This window comes from Enterobacter sp. D2 (assembly GCF_034427575.1).
Classification (GTDB): domain Bacteria; phylum Pseudomonadota; class Gammaproteobacteria; order Enterobacterales; family Enterobacteriaceae; genus Enterobacter; species Enterobacter cloacae_M.
In genome coordinates, this window is record NZ_JAXQPP010000001.1 from 1,035,440 (window position 1) to 1,053,153 (window position 17,714).

The 17,714-nt window shown below is 57.1% G+C and carries 13 protein-coding genes and 1 other RNA gene; 8 read left to right on the forward strand and 6 right to left on the reverse strand.

All coding sequences use genetic code 11. The annotated features are described in order from the left end of the window. Positions 1-16 precede the first annotated feature (16 nt). The 3 genes from ppsA (at position 17) to SPG90_RS05055 (ending at position 6,408) form a co-directional block, all read left to right on the forward strand. Positions 17-2,395, forward strand: a complete 2,379-nt coding sequence (gene ppsA, locus SPG90_RS05045) for a phosphoenolpyruvate synthase (protein ID WP_126303180.1) — start codon at positions 17-19, stop codon at positions 2,393-2,395. A gap of 233 nt (positions 2,396-2,628) precedes the next feature. Beyond that, positions 2,629-4,029 (forward strand): MFS transporter, encoded by a 1,401-nt coding sequence (locus SPG90_RS05050; protein WP_126303181.1) that lies wholly within the window; start codon positions 2,629-2,631, stop codon positions 4,027-4,029. 3 nt (positions 4,030-4,032) lie between these two features. After that, entirely contained in the window at positions 4,033-6,408 is a 2,376-nt protein-coding gene (locus SPG90_RS05055; RefSeq protein ID WP_126303182.1) for a glycoside hydrolase family 3 N-terminal domain-containing protein, read from the forward strand. Positions 6,409-6,413: 5 nt separating this feature from the next. Here SPG90_RS05055 and rprA read toward each other — a convergent pair. Together rprA and ydiK are read right to left on the reverse strand one after the other, a co-directional pair. After that, positions 6,414-6,521, reverse strand: an RNA gene (gene rprA, locus SPG90_RS05060) — antisense sRNA RprA. 209 nt (positions 6,522-6,730) lie between these two features. Continuing rightward, positions 6,731-7,846 (reverse strand): AI-2E family transporter YdiK, encoded by a 1,116-nt coding sequence (gene ydiK, locus SPG90_RS05065; RefSeq protein ID WP_023311319.1) that lies wholly within the window; start codon positions 7,844-7,846, stop codon positions 6,731-6,733. A 199-nt stretch (positions 7,847-8,045) separates the two neighbouring features. On the opposite strand from ydiK, the gene SPG90_RS05070 reads away from it, so the two are divergent. The 3 genes from SPG90_RS05070 to SPG90_RS05080 all read left to right on the forward strand — a co-directional run bounded on the left by SPG90_RS05070 (position 8,046) and on the right by SPG90_RS05080 (position 11,789). Beyond that, positions 8,046-11,102, forward strand: coding sequence for an FAD-binding and (Fe-S)-binding domain-containing protein (locus tag SPG90_RS05070; RefSeq protein WP_064791050.1), 3,057 nt, complete (start codon positions 8,046-8,048; stop codon positions 11,100-11,102). Then, positions 11,099-11,509, forward strand: coding sequence for a 1,4-dihydroxy-2-naphthoyl-CoA hydrolase (menI, locus tag SPG90_RS05075; protein WP_023311321.1), 411 nt, complete (start codon positions 11,099-11,101; stop codon positions 11,507-11,509). Before SPG90_RS05070 ends, menI begins: the two co-directional genes overlap by 4 nt. An 85-nt stretch (positions 11,510-11,594) precedes the next feature. Further along, on the forward strand, positions 11,595-11,789 hold the full coding sequence (locus SPG90_RS05080) for a YdiH family protein (RefSeq protein WP_003857766.1): 195 nt from the start codon (positions 11,595-11,597) through the stop codon (positions 11,787-11,789). A gap of 88 nt (positions 11,790-11,877) precedes the next feature. On the opposite strand, the gene fdhF is transcribed toward SPG90_RS05080, so the two are convergent. From fdhF to ycgZ, 4 genes are all read right to left on the reverse strand, one after another. Next, positions 11,878-14,028 (reverse strand): formate dehydrogenase subunit alpha, encoded by a 2,151-nt coding sequence (fdhF, locus tag SPG90_RS05085; protein ID WP_126303183.1) that lies wholly within the window; start codon positions 14,026-14,028, stop codon positions 11,878-11,880. Between the two features lie 191 nt (positions 14,029-14,219). Further along, positions 14,220-14,498 (reverse strand): biofilm/acid-resistance regulator YmgB/AriR, encoded by a 279-nt coding sequence (locus SPG90_RS05090; protein ID WP_023311323.1) that lies wholly within the window; start codon positions 14,496-14,498, stop codon positions 14,220-14,222. 28 nt (positions 14,499-14,526) lie between these two features. Further along, positions 14,527-14,847 (reverse strand): hypothetical protein, encoded by a 321-nt coding sequence (locus tag SPG90_RS05095; protein ID WP_045401446.1) that lies wholly within the window; start codon positions 14,845-14,847, stop codon positions 14,527-14,529. 4 nt (positions 14,848-14,851) lie between these two features. Continuing rightward, positions 14,852-15,091: a regulatory protein YcgZ gene (gene ycgZ / locus SPG90_RS05100; RefSeq protein WP_045401442.1), complete on the reverse strand. Its 240-nt coding sequence runs from the start codon at positions 15,089-15,091 to the stop codon at positions 14,852-14,854. Between the two features lie 338 nt (positions 15,092-15,429). Between ycgZ and SPG90_RS05105 the strand changes: the two genes are divergently transcribed. Both SPG90_RS05105 and SPG90_RS05110 read left to right on the forward strand, forming a co-directional pair. Further along, positions 15,430-16,650 (forward strand): diguanylate phosphodiesterase, encoded by a 1,221-nt coding sequence (locus tag SPG90_RS05105; protein ID WP_023311325.1) that lies wholly within the window; start codon positions 15,430-15,432, stop codon positions 16,648-16,650. A gap of 188 nt (positions 16,651-16,838) precedes the next feature. Then, entirely contained in the window at positions 16,839-17,567 is a 729-nt protein-coding gene (locus tag SPG90_RS05110) for a MerR family transcriptional regulator (protein WP_023311326.1), read from the forward strand. Positions 17,568-17,714: the final 147 nt, after the last annotated feature.

Genomic DNA, 17,714 nt, shown 5'->3' on the forward strand with positions numbered 1-17,714 from the left:
CAAAAGGATTGTTTCGATGTCCAACAATGGCTCGTCACCGCTGGTGCTTTGGTATAACCAACTCGGCATGAATGATGTAGACAGAGTTGGGGGCAAAAATGCCTCCCTGGGTGAAATGATTACAAATCTGTCAGGTATGGGTGTCTCCGTACCGAACGGGTTTGCCACCACCGCCGATGCCTTTAACCTGTTTTTAGACCAGAGCGGTGTTAACCAGCGCATTTACGACCTGCTGGATAAAACGGATATTGATGACGTCACCGAGCTTGCCAAAGCCGGGGCGCAGATCCGCCAGTGGATCATCGACACACCTTTCCAGCCGGAACTGGAAAAAGCCATTCACGACGCGTACAACCAGCTCTCTGCTGACGATGCGCAGGCCTCCTTTGCCGTACGTTCCTCTGCGACCGCAGAAGATATGCCGGACGCCTCGTTTGCCGGACAGCAGGAAACCTTCCTGAACGTCCAGGGGTACGATGCGGTGCTGGTGGCGGTGAAGCACGTGTTTGCTTCCCTGTTCAACGACCGCGCCATCTCCTATCGCGTGCACCAGGGCTACGACCATCGCGGCGTGGCGCTCTCCGCTGGCGTGCAGCGCATGGTGCGCTCGGACGTGGGCTCATCCGGCGTGATGTTCTCCATTGATACCGAATCCGGCTTCGACCAGGTGGTGTTTATCACCTCCGCGTGGGGTCTGGGTGAGATGGTGGTGCAGGGTGCGGTAAACCCTGACGAATTCTATGTCCACAAGCCAACGCTGGCCGCTGGCCGTGCGGCGGTGGTGCGCCGCACCATGGGCTCGAAAAAAATCCGCATGATCTATGCCCCGACCCAGGAGCATGGCAAGCAGGTTAAAATTGAAGATGTACCGCAGGAGCAGCGCGACCGCTTCTCCCTGACCGACGCCGAAGTGCAGGAACTGGCGAAGCAGGCGGTGCAGATCGAAAAACACTACGGTCGTCCGATGGACATCGAATGGGCGAAAGACGGTAACACCGGCAAGCTGTTTATCGTGCAGGCGCGTCCGGAAACCGTCCGCTCGCGCGGTCAGGTGATGGAGCGTTATACGCTGCACGCGCAGGGTAAAATCGTGGCGGAAGGCCGCGCCATCGGTCACCGCATCGGTGCCGGTCCGGTCAAAGTGATCCACGACATCAGCGAGATGAACCGTATTGAGCCAGGCGACGTGCTGGTAACCGACATGACCGACCCGGACTGGGAACCGATCATGAAGAAAGCGGCGGCTATCGTCACCAACCGCGGCGGTCGTACCTGCCACGCGGCGATCATTGCCCGCGAGCTGGGTATTCCTGCGGTTGTCGGCTGCGGTGACGCCACCGAGCGCATGAAGGACGGGCAGAACGTGACCGTCTCCTGTGCCGAAGGTGATACCGGCTACGTCTACGCCGATATCCTCGACTTCAGCGTGAAGAGCTCAAGCGTGGATACCATGCCGGACCTGCCGCTGAAGATCATGATGAACGTCGGCAACCCGGACCGCGCGTTTGACTTCGCCTGCCTGCCGAACGAAGGCGTTGGCCTGGCGCGTCTGGAATTTATCATCAACCGTATGATCGGCGTTCACCCGCGTGCGCTGCTGGAGTTTGACGACCAGGATCCGAAGCTGCAGAACGAAATCCGCGAAATGATGAAAGGCTACGACTCGCCGAAAGAGTTCTACGTCGGCCGTCTGACCGAAGGGATCGCGACGCTGGGCGCTGCCTTCTATCCGAAACGCGTGATCGTGCGTCTGTCTGACTTTAAGTCTAACGAGTACGCCAACCTGGTCGGCGGCGAGCGCTACGAGCCGGAAGAAGAGAACCCGATGCTGGGCTTCCGCGGGGCCGGACGCTACGTGTCCGACAGCTTCCGCGACTGCTTCGCGCTGGAGTGTGAAGCGGTGAAACGCGTGCGCAACGACATGGGACTGACCAACGTCGAAATCATGATCCCGTTCGTGCGTACCGTGGATCAGGCGAAAGCCGTTGTGGACGAGCTGGCGCGTCAGGGTCTGAAGCGCGGCGAGAACGGGCTGAAGATCATCATGATGTGCGAAATCCCGTCCAACGCCCTGCTTGCCGAGCAGTTCCTCGAGCACTTCGACGGCTTCTCTATCGGCTCAAACGACATGACGCAGCTGACGCTGGGTCTGGACCGCGACTCCGGCGTGGTCTCCGAGCTGTTCGACGAGCGCAACGAGGCGGTGAAAGCGCTGCTCTCCATGTCCATCCGCGCGGCGAAGAAGCAGGGTAAATACGTCGGGATCTGCGGTCAGGGTCCATCCGACCATGAAGACTTTGCCGCATGGCTGATGGAAGAGGGGATCGATAGCCTGTCCCTGAACCCGGACACCGTGGTGCAAACCTGGCTGAGCCTGGCGGAACTGAACAAGTAACGCCACGCTGACCCGAAAAGGCGAGGATATTATTCCTCGCCTTTTTTATTTCATTTCTTATTTGCTCCCCATCACAAATAAAGTAAAAAACCAAATATCATAATTTGTCTGTCAATTTAGACAATTGTTAGCGCGCAAACCGTTGCTAATACTTGAGCCTTACTGCGCATTTCCCTTAAGAAGATGCGCAACTGGTTGAAATACGTTTTAACCTGATAAAAAGGCAAATAACAATGACACTCTCCTCTGTATTGCGTACCAAAGATAAAATAGGTTATGGCTTAGGCGATATGGCCAGCGCGCTGGTCTGGCAAACGGCAACCTTATTTCTCGCTTATTTTTATACAGACGTATTTGGGCTACCCGCCGCGATTATGGGCACCATGTTTTTAGTGGTGCGCGTGGTCGATGCGTTTGTCGATCCGTGCATTGGCGCCCTGGTTGACCGCACCCGGACGCGTCACGGACGTTTCCGTCCCTGGCTGCTGTGGTTTGCTATCCCGTTTGGCGTGAGCTGCCTCATTACCTTCTATGTGCCGGACGTTGGGCCGACGGCAAAAATCATTTACGCCTGCATAACCTACGCGATTTTAAGCCTGATTTACTCCGCGATTAACGTGCCTTACTGCGCCATGCCCGGCGCGCTGACGCTGGATCCGCGCGAGCGCCACTCTCTGCAGTCGTGGCGCTTTGGCCTGTCGTTTATCGGCGGGCTGATCGTGACGGTGATTGCCCTGCCGCTGGTCTCACTGTTAGGCCAGGGCAACGTGCAGAAAGGCTATTTCTATGCCATGAGCCTGATGGGGCTGCTGGGCATTGTGCTGTTCTTCTGCTGTTTCCTGATGACCCGCGAGCGTTATTCTCCACGCAATGATGCCTCCGGCTCCATGCTCACCGATTTAAAACTGCTGGCCGGGAACAGCCAGTGGCGTATTGTGTTCCTGTTTAATATTTTGCTGTTAACGGCGGTGGTGACGCGCGGTTCCGCCACCATGTATTACGTGAACTATGTGCTGCTGCGTCCGGATCTGGTTTTTGCCTTTATTGTTTCCGGCATGGTGGCCTCCTTAAGCGGCGCATTATTATCTGAACGACTGCTGGGGAAATTTGACCGCGTGCGCGCCTACCAGTGGACGATTATCTCCTTCGTTATCTTCGGCGCGCTGATTTTCTTCCTGCCTCCTTCACAGGTGTGGCTAATCTTTGGCCTTAACATTGTCTTTAGCTTTATTCAAAACCTTACCACGCCGCTGCAGTGGACCATGTTCTCCGATGTGGTCGACTACGAAGAGCACCGGAGCGGCCGTCGTCTGGACGGGCTGGTTTTCTCCACCGCGCTGTTTGCCATCAAGTTTGGCCTGGCGCTGGGCGGGGCGGTCGTCGGCTGGGTGCTTGGCATGGTGGATTACGCCCCGGGCCAGGCAACCCAGTCGCCAGGCGTTCTCTCGACCATCAACGCGCTTTTCACCCTTATCCCGTGCGCGCTGTTCCTCTGCATGGTCGCGCTGCTTGCCATCTACAAGCTAAACAGCCGGCTGGTGGATTCCATCGCCCGGGAGTTGGCCAGCAAGCGTGAAGTCAGACCCGAAGCGGGGCAGCTCAGCCCGGCAACCCCTTCCGCACTACAGGAGTAAAACATGACGACTATCTATAAGGACGCGGGACGTCCCGTGCACGAGCGCGTCGCCGACTTACTGGCGCGCATGACCCCGGAAGAGAAGTTCGCCCAGATGCACGCGTACTGGCTGATCCTCGATGAAAACGGCAACCACCGCGAGCGCAGCGATCTGAGTGACGAATTCGCCGGCGTGAGCGAGCAGGCTGCGCTCAGCGAACGGCTTAAGCTGGGCGTCGGGCAGATCACGCGGCCGCTGGGCACCCACATCGTTGACGCGAAAACCGGCGTGCGCGCGGCGAATCGCCTGCAGCGCATGATGATGGAAGAGACGCGTCTTGGCATTCCGGCGCTGTTCCATGAAGAGTGTCTGGTGGGGCTGCTGTGCAAAGACGCCACCCTCTTCCCGTCGTCATTGAACTACGGTTCGACCTGGGATCCGGAGCTGGTGCAGAGGGCGGCAGAGCAGATCGGCAAAGAGGCGCGCTCCGTCGGCTGCCAGCAGGGGCTTGCGCCGGTGCTGGACGTGTCCCGAGACGTGCGCTGGGGGCGAACCGAAGAGACCTTCGGGGAAGATCCCTGGCTGGTGGGCGTGATGGCGACCGCCTACGTGAAGGGTTTACAGGGCGATAAGCGCGACCTGCTGGCAACCCTGAAACATTACGTGGGTCACTCGTTCAGCGAAGGAGCGCGCAACCATGCGCCGGTCCATCTGGGGTTCAGCGAGCTGAACGACACCTTCCTGCTGCCGTTTGAAATGGCGGTCAAGCTGGCAAACGCCGGTTCGGTTATGCCCGCGTACCACGATATTGATAACCAGCCGGGGCACAGCGACAGCTTCCTGCTGACCACCGTCCTGCGCGAGCAGTGGGGGTTCGACGGTGTTATTGTGGCGGATTACGGCGGCGTCAGCCTGCTGCACCAGCACCACGGGATTTCCCACGACGCGGCCGAATCTGCCGCGCTGGCGTTCAACGCCGGGCTGGACGTTGAGCTGCCGAAAGACGACTGCGCGCGGCATCTGGCGGAAGCGGTAGAGCGCGGGCTGATCTCTATGGCGAAGGTCGATGAGGTCGTGGCGCGTACGCTGACGGAAAAATTCCGCCTTGGCCTGTTTGAAAACCCGTACGCGGATGAAAACGGTATCGACCTGCAAAACGCTATCACCCGCCGGGCCGCGCGGGAGGTGGCGACGAAATCGCTCACGCTGCTGGAAAATAACGGCATTTTACCGCTAGGCGGCAAACCTCGGGTCGCGGTAGTGGGGCCGACGGCAGACGATCCGCTGGCGTTACTCAGCGGCTACAGCTTCCCGGTGCATTTGATCATCAGCGATATGGTGGAAGAGACCTCGCAGGTCACGACCCCGCGCGCGGCGCTGGAGCAGTATCTCGGTGCTTCGAACGTCCGCTATGCCAAAGGGTGCCACATCATCGAAAAACGGATGGCGGGCGCGCCGGTCTTCCCGGGCGACAGCGGCGGCAAACCGATGCAGCAGTCGCCGGTATCGCAAAGTACCACTCTAATCCCCGAGGCCGTGAACGCCGCGCAGGAGAGTGACGTGGTGGTGGCCTGCGTGGGCGATCTCGCCGGGCTGTTCCAGAGCGGTACCGTGGGGGAAGGTTCCGATACCGATTCCCTGAACCTGCCGGGCGTGCAGCAACAGCTGCTGGAAGCGCTGGTCGCCACCGGTAAACCGGTGATTGTGGTGATGACCGGGGGGCGTCCATACAACCTGCAGGGTCTGGAAGACAAGGTCGCGGCGCTGATGATGGCCTGGGGGCCGGGGCAGGAAGGGGGCTGGGCGATTGCGGACGTGTTAACCGGACGTGCGGAGCCGCAGGGTCGCCTGGTGGTGAGCGTGCCGAAAAGCGCCGGCGCGATGCCGTATTACTACAATCACAAGCTCAAAAGCGGCGGTACGCCGTTTGCGTTCCATTTCGGTTCGCGTTACCCGTTTGGCTTCGGCCTCGGCTGGACGCAGTTTAGCTGGGGTGCAGCCCGCGTCGCCGAAAGCAGCGTGCCGGTCGACGGAGAGGTGATACTCAGTGTCGATATCACCAATACCGGGGAGCGCAGCGGCAGCGAGGTGGTGCAGGTTTACGTCAGGGATAAGGTCGCCACCCAGGTGCGGCCGCTTCAGGAGCTGAAGGCCTTCCAGCGCGTCACGCTCTCACCGGGCGAAACCGCCACGCTCACCTTTACGCTGCCGGTTGAGATGTTCAACTTCACCCGTCGCGACGGAAAACGCATCGTTGAGCCGGGCGAGTTTGAGCTTCAGGTTGGCGCATCGTCGGCGGATATCCGCGAGGCGGTGACGGTCAATGCGACAGGAGAAACGCGGGTGCTGCCTGCTGAGTGGCGGATGCTCAGTACCTGTGAGGTCAGACGCGCGTAGTCAGGATAAAAAAAAGCCCATCGTGGGAGATGGGCAAAGACTACACACAGCAATTCGTTGTTTCACTCAGGGGATTTCCATGCTTATAAATCAAGGTGTTGATTTATAACCGTGTGCTAATAGTAGGCATTGTGTTATTTAGCGTCGATCGGATTCGTCTCAATAGTTAAAGAGACGTAAAGAATTCTTGAGGTTATTAGTAGACTTACTGCTGAAAAGGCGGGTCTGACCAGTGAGCAACGAATAAATACTTTAGCAGCGTTTAAGTATCATGCGGGAGAGTGTAGGCCGGGTGGGCGTTAACGCCACCCGGCAGCATACCTTAATGCGTGTTCTTCTCTTCCAGCTCTTCCAGTTCGCTCAAAATCACGTCCGGGTCAGTTCCCGGCGGCGGAATTTCATGCACCCAGGCAGAGAACAGACGCCAGGTGACGGCGAGCAGCACCGGGCCAATAAACAGGCCAATCATGCCAAAGGCAATCAATCCGCCAATGACCCCGGAGAGGATCAGGATCAGCGGCAGGTCTGCGCCCATGCGGATGAGGATCGGACGAATCACGTTATCCATGGTGCCGACCACGCAGCTCCAGACCAGCAGCACCGTTCCCCACGTGGTATCGCCCGTCCAGTAGAGCCAGATAATGCTGGGGACCAGCACCAGCAACGGTCCCAGTTGCGCAAGACAGGTCATCAGCATGACAACGGTGAACACGGTGGCGTACGGTACGCCGGAAATTGCCAGACCGATCCCGCCCAGCACCGCCTGCACCAGCGCGGTGACCACCACCCCCAGCGCAACCGCGCGCACGGCCTGTGCGGCCAGCAGTACCGCGGCGTCACCGCGTTTGCCCGCCAGGCGGGTGGCAAAGTGACGAACGCCTAAAGCCACCTGCTCGCCGCGCCAGTAGAGCAGGGCGCTGAAGAGCAGCATCAGGGTACAGTGCATCATAAAGCGGCCGATATGCGCCGCCTGACCGACAAACCAGGTGGTAGTGGTGCCAATATACGGGCGGACTTTTGCCATCAGCGCGCTGCCGCCCATCTCCAGCAGGCTATGCCAGCCGCTGTAGAGTTTTGAGCCCACCACCGGAATGCTGTTCAGCCAGGCGAGATCCGGCAGCGTCAGGTCACCGCTGCTAATGGCGCGAATAACCGGGCCACTGGAATCCACCAGGCTATTCACCAGCAGGGCGATCGGAATAATAAACAGCAGGAACAGCAGGAGCGTCATGACCAGTACGGCGAGCCCGCGGCGGCCAAACAGCAGCTTCTGCAAGCGCAGCAGCAAAGGCCACGTGGCAACGACTACGGTCGCGGCCCACGCAAAGCCGAGAATAAAGGGTTGAACAATCCACAGACACGCAATAATCATGAGGGCCAGAAACAGCACCGACAGCAAAATTTGCGCAACATCCCTGGGCTGGCGAAGATTGACCATAAATGAAACTTTCCTTAAAAGAACGCCAGTACGACTGGCGGGAACGGAAAACCGCGTCTCTTTAATCATTAATGATCTCAGCGGTTTTTAACAGGCGAATTCTGCCTGTAATTCAGCAGAGATTATAAGAAAAAAATGTGATAAAACTTTTAAGATACACGCAAACGATTTCATACAACTCTAATTAGGGTCGACAGTCATGATCCCACAGATTTCTCAGGCACCTGGCGTCGTTCAGCTGGTGCTTAATTTTTTGCAAGCACTGGAGCAACAGGGTTTTACAGGTGATACCGCCACGAACTATGCCGACAGGCTGACGATGGCGACCGATAACAGTATCTACCAGCTTCTTCCCGATGCCGTGGTTTTCCCCCGTTCAACGGCCGACGTCGCGCTTATCGCCCGGCTCGCCACGCAGGAGCGGTTTGCCTCGCTGGTCTTTACGCCGCGCGGCGGCGGCACCGGGACCAACGGTCAGGCGCTGAACCAGGGCATCATTGTTGATATGTCGCGCTATATGAACCGCATCATTGAGATCAACCCTGAGGAGGGGTGGGTGCGGGTCGAAGCGGGCGTCATCAAAGATCAGCTTAATCAGTATCTCAAGCCTTACGGTTACTTTTTTGCCCCTGAGCTCTCCACCAGCAACCGCGCGACCCTTGGCGGGATGATTAACACGGATGCCTCCGGGCAGGGCTCGCTGGTCTACGGTAAAACCTCCGATCACGTGCTGGGCGTGCGTGCGGTGCTGCTGGGCGGCGATATTCTCGATACCCAGCCGATGCCGGTTGAACTGGCGGAAACGCTGGGCAAAGACAACACCGCCAGCGGTCGTATCTATCGCACCGTGCTGGAACGCTGTCGCGACAACCGCCAGCTTATTCTCGATAAATTCCCCAAGCTGAACCGCTTCCTGACCGGGTACGATCTGCGTCACGTCCTTAACGATGACCTGACCCAGTTTGATTTAACCCGCGTGCTGACCGGCTCCGAAGGGACGCTGGCGTTTATTACCGAAGCGCGGCTGGATATCACCCGCTTGCCGAAAGTGCGTCGCCTGGTAAACGTCAAATACGACTCCTTCGACTCCGCGCTGCGCAATGCGCCGTTTATGGTGCAAGCGCAGGCGCTGTCGGTGGAGACCGTCGACTCTAAGGTACTCAATCTGGCCCGGGAAGATATTGTCTGGCACTCCGTAAGCGACCTCATTACCGACGTGCCGGATAAAGAGATGCTCGGTCTCAATATCGTGGAATTTGCCGGCGACGACGCGGAGCTGATTGAACGGCAGGTCACCACGCTCTGCCAGCGGCTGGATGAGCTGATTGCGCAGGGTGAAGGCGGCGTCATCGGCTGGCAGCTCTGTAACGATCTGGCCGGGATCGAGCGTATCTATGCGATGCGTAAAAAAGCCGTGGGCCTGCTCGGCAATGCGAAAGGGGCGGCGAAGCCCATTCCCTTTGCCGAAGATACCTGCGTGCCGCCCGAGCATCTGGCGGATTACATCGTGGAGTTTCGCGCCCTGCTGGACAGCCACGGCCTGAGCTATGGCATGTTCGGCCACGTCGACGCCGGGGTACTGCACGTGCGTCCGGCGCTGGACATGTGCGACCCGCAGCAGGAGATCCTGATGAAGCAGATCTCCGACGACGTGGTGGCCTTAACCGCCAAATACGGCGGCCTGCTGTGGGGAGAGCACGGGAAAGGGTTCCGCGCGGAATACAGCCCGGCATTCTTTGGCGAACAGCTCTACGCGGAATTGCGTAAGGTGAAAGCGGCGTTCGACCCGCACAACCGCCTCAACCCGGGTAAAATCTGCCCGCCTGAAGGCGTAGACGCGCCAATGCTGCAGGTGGATGCCGTCAAGCGCGGCACCTACGACAGGCAGATCCCGATTGCGGTGCGCTCGTCCTGGCGCGGCGCGATGGAGTGCAACGGCAATGGCCTGTGCTTTAACTTTGATGTGAAAAGCCCGATGTGCCCGTCGATGAAAATCACCAGCAACCGTATCCACTCGCCGAAAGGGCGGGCGACGCTGGTGCGCGAGTGGCTGCGTCTGCTGGCCGACCGCGGGGTGGATCCGCTCAAGCTGGAGCAGGAGCTGCCGGAAAAACGGGCCAGCCTGCGCTCGCTGATTGAGCGCACCCGCAACAGCTGGCATGCCAACAAGGGCGAGTACGATTTCTCCCATGAGGTGAAAGAGGCGATGTCCGGCTGTCTGGCCTGTAAAGCCTGCTCTACCCAGTGCCCGATTAAAATCGACGTGCCGGAATTCCGCTCGCGTTTCCTGCAGCTTTACCACACCCGATACCTCCGCCCGGTGCGCGACCATCTGGTGGCGACGGTGGAAAGCTACGCGCCGCTGATGGCGCGGGCGCCAAAGACCTTCAACTTCTTTATCAACCAGCCGCTGGTGCGCAAGCTCTCCGAAAAACACATCGGCATGGTCGATCTCCCGCTGCTGTCGGTCCCGTCTCTGCAGCGCCAGCTTGTCGGCCACCGTTCGGCGAACATGACCCTCGAACAGCTGGAGGCGCTCGCTCCGGAGCAAAAAGCGAATGTGGTGCTGGTGGTGCAGGATCCGTTCACCAGCTACTACGATGCGCAGGTTGTGGCCGATTTCGTCCGTCTGGCGGAGAAGGTGGGTTACCAGCCGGTGGTTCTGCCGTTCTCTCCCAACGGCAAGGCGCAGCACATTAAAGGTTTCCTGACGCGATTTGCGAAGACCGCGCAGAAAACGTCTGACTTCTTAAACCGCGTGGCGCAACTCGGGATACCGATGGTCGGCGTCGATCCGGCGCTGGTGCTTTGCTATCGCGATGAATATAAGCAGACGCTGGGCGATAAGCGCGGCGATTTTAACGTCATGCTGGTGCACGAGTGGCTTCCGGTGGCGCTGGCAGATAAGGCCGTTCAGGACGTCAGCGGTGAACCGTGGTATCTGTTCGGCCACTGCACGGAAGTGACCGCGCTGCCGGGTGCCCCCGCGCAGTGGGCGTCCGTTTTTGCCCGCTTCGGTGCGAAGCTGGAGAGCGTCAACGTAGGCTGCTGCGGGATGGCCGGAACCTACGGACACGAAGTGAAAAACCACGCCAACTCGCTCGGCATCTATGAGCTGTCCTGGCATCAGGCGATGCAGCGTTTGCCGCGAAACCGCTGTCTGGCGACGGGCTACTCCTGCCGCAGCCAGGTAAAACGGGTAGAAGGTAACGGTGTGCGTCACCCATTGCAGGCTTTACTGGAGATAATTGGATGATCTGGAAACGTGCCGTCACGCTGCAGGCGCTGAACGCCATGGGCGAGGGGAATATGGTGGGGCTGCTGGATATCCAGTTCATCCGCATTGGCGACGATGAGATTGAGGCCACCATGCCGGTCGATAGTCGCACCCACCAACCGTTTGGCTTATTGCACGGCGGGGCCTCCGTCGTGCTGGCCGAAACGCTGGGCTCGGTGGCGGGGTATCTCTGTACCGAAGGGGAGCAGAAGGTTGTCGGACTCGAGGTGAATGCTAACCACATTCGCTCGGTGCGCAGCGGGCGCGTGCGCGGTGTTTGCCGCGCGCTGCACGCCGGAAGCCGCCATCAGGTGTGGCAGATAGATATTCTCGATGAGCAGGATCGCCTGTGCTGCTCGTCGCGGCTGACCACGGCGGTTGTGTAAAGTTTTCAGATGTTTTGCCTTTGGTCAAAAACTAGCCAGTCCGTTGTGATATACTGGTCAGGTTTTGTACATAAGCGAGGACATCATGGATACTGAAATAACCCCAACACAGCTGGCAATTGAATATTTACGTCGCGATAAGAGCAACCTGTCTCCGGCGCAGTACCTGAAAAAGCTGAAACAGCTTGAGCTGGAATTTACAGATTTGCTGGCGCTCTCTTCGAATGAACTGAAAGAAGAGATCTACTTTGCCTGGCGGTTGGGCGTTCACGTCCATTGAGCACATGAGAATAAAAGGGCCGCGAGTGCGGCCTTTTTTGTGTCTGAAATTCAGTATCGGGCGGCGGTGACGCCACCCGGCATTGTCTTCAGACATTCACCGCGTTAATAAGCCGCGACTTCATTGACTGATACGCCGACGCCGCAAAATCCTCCGCCCAGCGCTGGTCCTCAATCGCCTCCAGCTGTACCGCGCAGTACTTCGTTTCCGGCGTTTTGGAGATGGGGTCGAGGTTGTCCTGGGTCAGCTCGTTGCAGGCGCCAATCCACCATTGATAGGTCATATAGACCGCCCCGGGGTTGATACGCTCGCTAATGCTGGCGCGGGTAATCACTTTGCCGCGACGCGAACGCACCCAGACCAGCTGGCCCTCTGAGATGCCCAGCTTTTCCGCATCGGCTGGGTTCATTTGCACCCGGCCCGGCTCATCGGCCAGGCTTTGCAGCGCGGCGCAGTTCCCGGTCATCGAGCGGCAGGAGTAGTGTCCCACTTCACGAACCGTACACAGCACCAGCGGGAAATCCGCGTCCGGAGTTTCCGCCGGCGCGCGCCACGGGGCGGCAAAGAGCTGCCCTTTACCGGTTGGGGTGTCGAACTGATTATCTTTATACAGGTACGGCGTTCCCGGATGATCCAGCGTCGGGCACGGCCACTGCACGTGGCCCATCTCGCCCATTTTTTCATACGTCACGCCGTAGAAGAGCGGGCACAGCTCGCGCATTTCATCCCAGACCTGCTGGTTGTCGTCATAATGCATCGGGTAGCCCATCTCGGTGGCGAGCAGGCTGATGATTTCCCAGTCGCGCTTCACGTTGCCGCTGGCCTCAATGGCTTTGCCAAAACGCTGGAACCCGCGATCGGCACAGGTAAAGACGCCGCCGTGTTCACCCCAGGAGGTGGCAGGAAGCAGGACGTCCGCCACTTCTGCCGTTTTGGTCATAAAGATGTCCTGAACCACCACAAAGTCGAGCGCCTCAAAACCGCTGCGAACGAGACCGAGATCGGCTTCGGTCTGAAGCGGATCTTCCCCCATGATGTAGTAGGCCTTGACCTTGCCTTCCAGCGCCAGATGGGGCACCTCGGTAATGCGCGTTCCGACCCGATCGTCCATTTTATTGACGTCAATTTCCCAGGCATCGGCAAATTTCTGCCTGACCGCCGGATCGGTCACATCCTGATAGCCCGGGAACATATTCGGCAGAACGCCCATATCGCAGGCGCCCTGAACGTTGTTTTGTCCGCGCACCGGCCCGACGCCGACGGCAGGGCGGCCGAGGTTGCCGGTCAGCAGCGCCAGGCTGGAAAGCCCTTTGACCACATCCACGGCCTGACCAAACTGGGTCACGCCCATCCCCCACATCACGGTGGCGGAAGGGGCCGCCGCGAAGGTGCGCATCGCCTGGCGAACGTCGCGGGCGGGAATGCCGGTAAGATGCTCAACCGTCTCTGGCGCATAGTCTTTCACCGTCTGGCGATAGGCCTCAAGCCCCTCGGTAAAGCGCGCCACGTAGCTTTTGTCGTAGAGCTCCTCTTCCAGCAGCACGTAGCCAAAGGCGTTTACCAGCGCCATGTTGCTGCCGTTTTTCAGCTGCAGATGCTGGTCGGCGATGCGCGCCGTTTCAATGCGCCGCGGATCGCAGACGATAATTTTTGCGCCGTTTTCACGCGCTTTCAGCACGCGCCGGGCGACGATGGGGTGGGAGTCCGCGCAGTTATAGCCAAACACCAGCAGGCATTTTGAGTTTTCAATATCGTTGATTGAGTTGCTCATCGCGCCGTTGCCGAGCGTCTCCTGTAAACCGGCCACGGAAGGGCCGTGACAGACGCGCGCACAGCAGTCCACGTTGTTGGTGTTCAGCACCGCGCGGGCAAATTTTTGCATCACATAGTTTGTTTCATTGCCGGTTCCGCGAGAGGATCCGGTGGTCATGATTGACCGCGGCCCGTGCTGCGCTTTAATGCTGCTGAGTTTGTGCGCGGTGTAGCGGATAGCCTCTTGCCAGGTAACGGGAGTGAATGCCTCGCCTTTATGGTAGCGGATCATCGGCTGGGTCAGGCGCGGGGTGAGCAGACGGGTATCGTTGAGGAAGTCCCAGCCGTAAAAGCCTTTCAGACACAGGGTGCCCTGGTTTGTGACGCCTTCTGCGGCTTCGGCACGGATGATACGGTTATTTTCAACGACAAGGTTTAATTTACAGCCTGCACCGCAGTAGGGGCAGACGCTGGCGATCTTTTTCATCAATAACAGACCTGTTAAGAAATGAAGCAAAGTTGACTGGAAAACCCAGTCCCGTAAGCAGAGGTAAGCAGGAACCGTGCCAGGTTGGCTTTGCTGGTTTAACAGGGTGTTAAGCGGGGAAGGCGCGTGTCATCGTCAGAACATTCGTCAGTTTTGACGATGACACGAAAGCAGGATGAATGGCCGTGAAATTACAGGTCGTCCATGGTGTAGCCCACGACAATTTCCAGCGTCTTGCGAATCACATCCGCCTGAACCACGTCGTGAGTGGCTTCCAGCGTCTGAATGAGCCAGAGGATAATCGCTTTATTGGACAGATGACCTTCGGAGGCCAGAACACAGCGTACTGCAGTAGAAAAAACAGCGGACTCTTCAGCAAAACGATCGCCTGCGTGACGGAAGTATTCCGACAGCGCACTGTCTAAAAACGCAGAATGATATTCGGGTTGAAGCTGAATATTTTGTCTCATTTGTTCTCACCGTAGCTGTTAATTGCAGTCAATGTATTTTCTTTGGATCGGACGGTTTTCCACTTCCAAACAACGGCACAACATTGTCCCGGTTATCGTTGAGAGGTCCCTCTCTTTTCGTTCGTCCTTGCGCGGTTCTGCGACGTGTAAAGGCGATGCTGTTTGAGCCGATCTCGGCAATCACCACCGCAAGTGTCTCCCGCCGCCGGGGATCCTTTTCATGTTCTTTCATGATCCGCAGACGCTGAAGCAATCCTTCGGTTGTTACCGGTCCCCGCTCTTTCAAAAGAGAGAGAACGGCTTCACCGATAAGCGTGTCGATCAGTTTGTCTGCGTTACTGCTCTTCATATCCTTACCGTTCGAAGAGCAGACCAAGCAGCTTGTGGTAATGCTCTTCCTCTTCCGGGCCATCGGCCTTTTCGAGGCGGCTGAGCAGTTTGGTACAAAGCGATTTGCGATTCAGATTTCGCCCGTCGCTGAGAATTTCAACAACCACCTGGCCCAGCGTCTCCTGCTGGGTAGGAAGCACGGCTTTATCGAAGTACTGTGCGATTGCTGCTGCGGAATCTGCGACGTAACCTTTCTGCTGCATGTTTCGCTCCTGTAAAATTTTGTAATCAGTAACGTTACATTTAAGGTATACATAATTTCAAAATCTGTACATAGAAAATGTACAATTTTTTAAATTTTTTTCGATATATTTTATAAATTATTTATTTTTCATTTTGTTAGGTGTTGAGTGGGGTGCGGTAGCTATGCAGGATATATTGTACAAAAAGCGCGGCCGCTGGTAAGTTGTACAGTTGAGAAAAAAGGCCATATTAACTGCCGTAAATGATTGAGATGTAGATTATTTGTCAGGCAATTAATGTGCTATAAATGAACCTTATCCACCTCTTTTGTGGCCAAACCCCTAACCCCAGGAATCGCATGCTCACCACCATCATTTACCGCAGTCATATCTGCGAGGACGTTCCAGTGAAAGCGCTGGAAGTCATGGTTGCTGCTGCAAATAGTAAAAACCAGCAATCCAATATCACGGGGATCCTGCTGTTTAATGGCACACATTTTTTTCAGCTGCTTGAAGGGCCAGTGGAACACGTTTCTGCCATCTATGAGCAGATTTGCAACGACCCTCGCCACCACAACGTAGTGGAGCTGATGCGCGATCACGGACCTGTCCGTCGTTTTGGCAACGTGGGCATGGAGCTTTTTGATTTACGCCACTTCGACAGGGACGAGGTGCTGCAAGAGGTGCTCAACAGGGGGACGACGCGCTATCAGCTGACGTACAACGACCGCCCGCTGCAGTTTTTCCGCACCTTTGTCGAGGCCACGGAAAAAGCGAACTATTTTGAACTGCCTCCTGCGGATTCCTGGGAATTCGTGCGCGAAGAGACGCGCTTGTCCGCGCAGCCCGAGGTGGTCGCGAAAGGGGCGGATTGCAGCTTCGCGTTCCAGCCGATAGTCGATCCATTTATGCAGCAGGTCGTCTCCTGGGAGGCGCTTCTCCGCACGCCTGACGGCGGCGCGCCGGGAGTTTACTTCGCCAGTCTGCCGCGTGACGACGTGTATGCCTCGGATTTACAAAGCAAGCAGGTTGCGCTCTCCATGGCCAGCGCGCTGGGGCTACAGGACCAGACGTTATCCCTTAACCTGCTGCCGATGACGCTGGTCAACATTCCAAACGCCGTGGATTTCCTGCTCACCGCCATTGAAGCAAATGGGTTTGTACCCGAGCAAATTGTGGTGGAGTTTACCGAGAGCGAAGCCATTTCCCGATTCGATGAATTCACGGATTCGGTCAGGCAGTTAAAAAGCGCGGGCATCAGCGTGACGATCGATCACTTTGGTGCCGGATTTGCCGGGTTGCAGCTGCTGGCTCAGTTTCAGCCGGACAGAATTAAGATTAATCGCGATCTGGTCGCAAACGTGCACAAAAGTGGTCCCCGACAGGCCATTATCCAGGCGATTATCAAATGCTGTGCCTCGCTTGAGATCCAGTTCTGCGCGGTGGGGGTAGAGAAGGCTGAAGAGTGGATGTGGCTGGAGTCAGCGGGAATATCCCAGTTCCAGGGGCATCTTTTTGCCAGCCCGCGACACGGCGGTATTCCCGCGATTGCGTGGCCGGAGAAAAAGTTCGAATTCTGATAAAGCTGTACACAATCCGGCAGAGTTAACTGTACGAACGGCAAATTTTATACAACAATGTATTAACAGGTGGATGGAAAAGAACCCCGTTCACCGGTTCAAAATGCGGTCTTAGTTATACAAATAGTGTGTACAATCTGATAAGGTTGGTGCAGTTAGGTATGGAAGTTCTGAGCGTGAGGGAGTTAATGGCCTATTACAGTATCGGCGAAGTGGCCGAACGATGCGGTATCAACCCCGTTACGCTGCGTGCCTGGCAGCGCCGTTATGGATTGTTGAAGCCGCAGCGCAGCGAAGGGGGCCATCGTCAGTTTGACGATGAAGATATCCTGCGTATCGAAGAGATCAAACGCCTGATGAAAAGCGGCGTCTCGGTCGGAAAAGTCAAAGCCTTGCTGGAAAACAAAGAAGTTTTGACGCAGGGCAACTGGGTTTCATTCCAGGAAGAGATGATGACCGTTCTGCGTTACGCCAGCCCGGCAAAGCTGCGTGCCAAAATTGGCGAGTTCCGCCGCGATCACGCGATAGACGCGCTGATTGACAATATTATTTCTCCCGTCCGTCAGCGCATGAACCAGGACCAAAATACCGTGCGTCATATGGCGAGCCTGTTAGATGGAGTTCTGATTGAATTCGCGATTGCAAGCCTGGCGGAGTCCCGTAAGAAAGCCGGTAAAGACGCACTGTTGATTGGCTGGGAATGCGATGACCGCACCCACCTGTGGCTGGAAGCCGCGCGCCTGGCGCAGAAGGGCTGGCACATTGACGTCCTGGCGGAACCTATTGATTCGCCGCGTCCTGAACTGTTCCCCGGGCAAAAAATCTTCGTCTGGACGGGGAAATCACCCACGCCTCGCCAGCAGGAACAGCTCGACCACTGGCGTGAACAGGGATTTGCTGTCGCATTTCATCATTGAGTATTAAGAGGCCTTAAGGGCCTTTTTTGTTTTTGGCATTTTCTGTGCAAAATCTATCTCAAAAATAGGCATTTCCGATGCATATTTTACTTTTCTTCTCTTCATTATGAATGCCGCGACGAAATGCATTATTAATCAATGCATTGA

Excerpts from the sequence above, each read along its gene's own strand:
- SPG90_RS05105 (WP_023311325.1), top strand. The coding sequence starts at position 15,430 with ATGCTCACCACCATCATTTACCGCAGTCATATCTGCGAGGACGTTCCA.
- ydiK (WP_023311319.1), bottom strand. The coding sequence starts at position 7,846 with ATGGTCAATCTTCGCCAGCCCAGGGATGTTGCGCAAATTTTGCTGTCG.
- SPG90_RS05095 (WP_045401446.1), bottom strand. The coding sequence starts at position 14,847 with ATGAAGAGCAGTAACGCAGACAAACTGATCGACACGCTTATCGGTGAA.
- SPG90_RS05090 (WP_023311323.1), bottom strand. The coding sequence starts at position 14,498 with ATGAGACAAAATATTCAGCTTCAACCCGAATATCATTCTGCGTTTTTA.
- SPG90_RS05055 (WP_126303182.1), top strand. The coding sequence starts at position 4,033 with ATGACGACTATCTATAAGGACGCGGGACGTCCCGTGCACGAGCGCGTC.
- SPG90_RS05080 (WP_003857766.1), top strand. The coding sequence starts at position 11,595 with ATGGATACTGAAATAACCCCAACACAGCTGGCAATTGAATATTTACGT.
- fdhF (WP_126303183.1), bottom strand. The coding sequence starts at position 14,028 with ATGAAAAAGATCGCCAGCGTCTGCCCCTACTGCGGTGCAGGCTGTAAA.
- SPG90_RS05050 (WP_126303181.1), top strand. The coding sequence starts at position 2,629 with ATGACACTCTCCTCTGTATTGCGTACCAAAGATAAAATAGGTTATGGC.
- ycgZ (WP_045401442.1), bottom strand. The coding sequence starts at position 15,091 with ATGCAGCAGAAAGGTTACGTCGCAGATTCCGCAGCAGCAATCGCACAG.
- SPG90_RS05110 (WP_023311326.1), top strand. The coding sequence starts at position 16,839 with ATGGCCTATTACAGTATCGGCGAAGTGGCCGAACGATGCGGTATCAAC.
- menI (WP_023311321.1), top strand. The coding sequence starts at position 11,099 with ATGATCTGGAAACGTGCCGTCACGCTGCAGGCGCTGAACGCCATGGGC.
- SPG90_RS05070 (WP_064791050.1), top strand. The coding sequence starts at position 8,046 with ATGATCCCACAGATTTCTCAGGCACCTGGCGTCGTTCAGCTGGTGCTT.
- ppsA (WP_126303180.1), top strand. The coding sequence starts at position 17 with ATGTCCAACAATGGCTCGTCACCGCTGGTGCTTTGGTATAACCAACTC.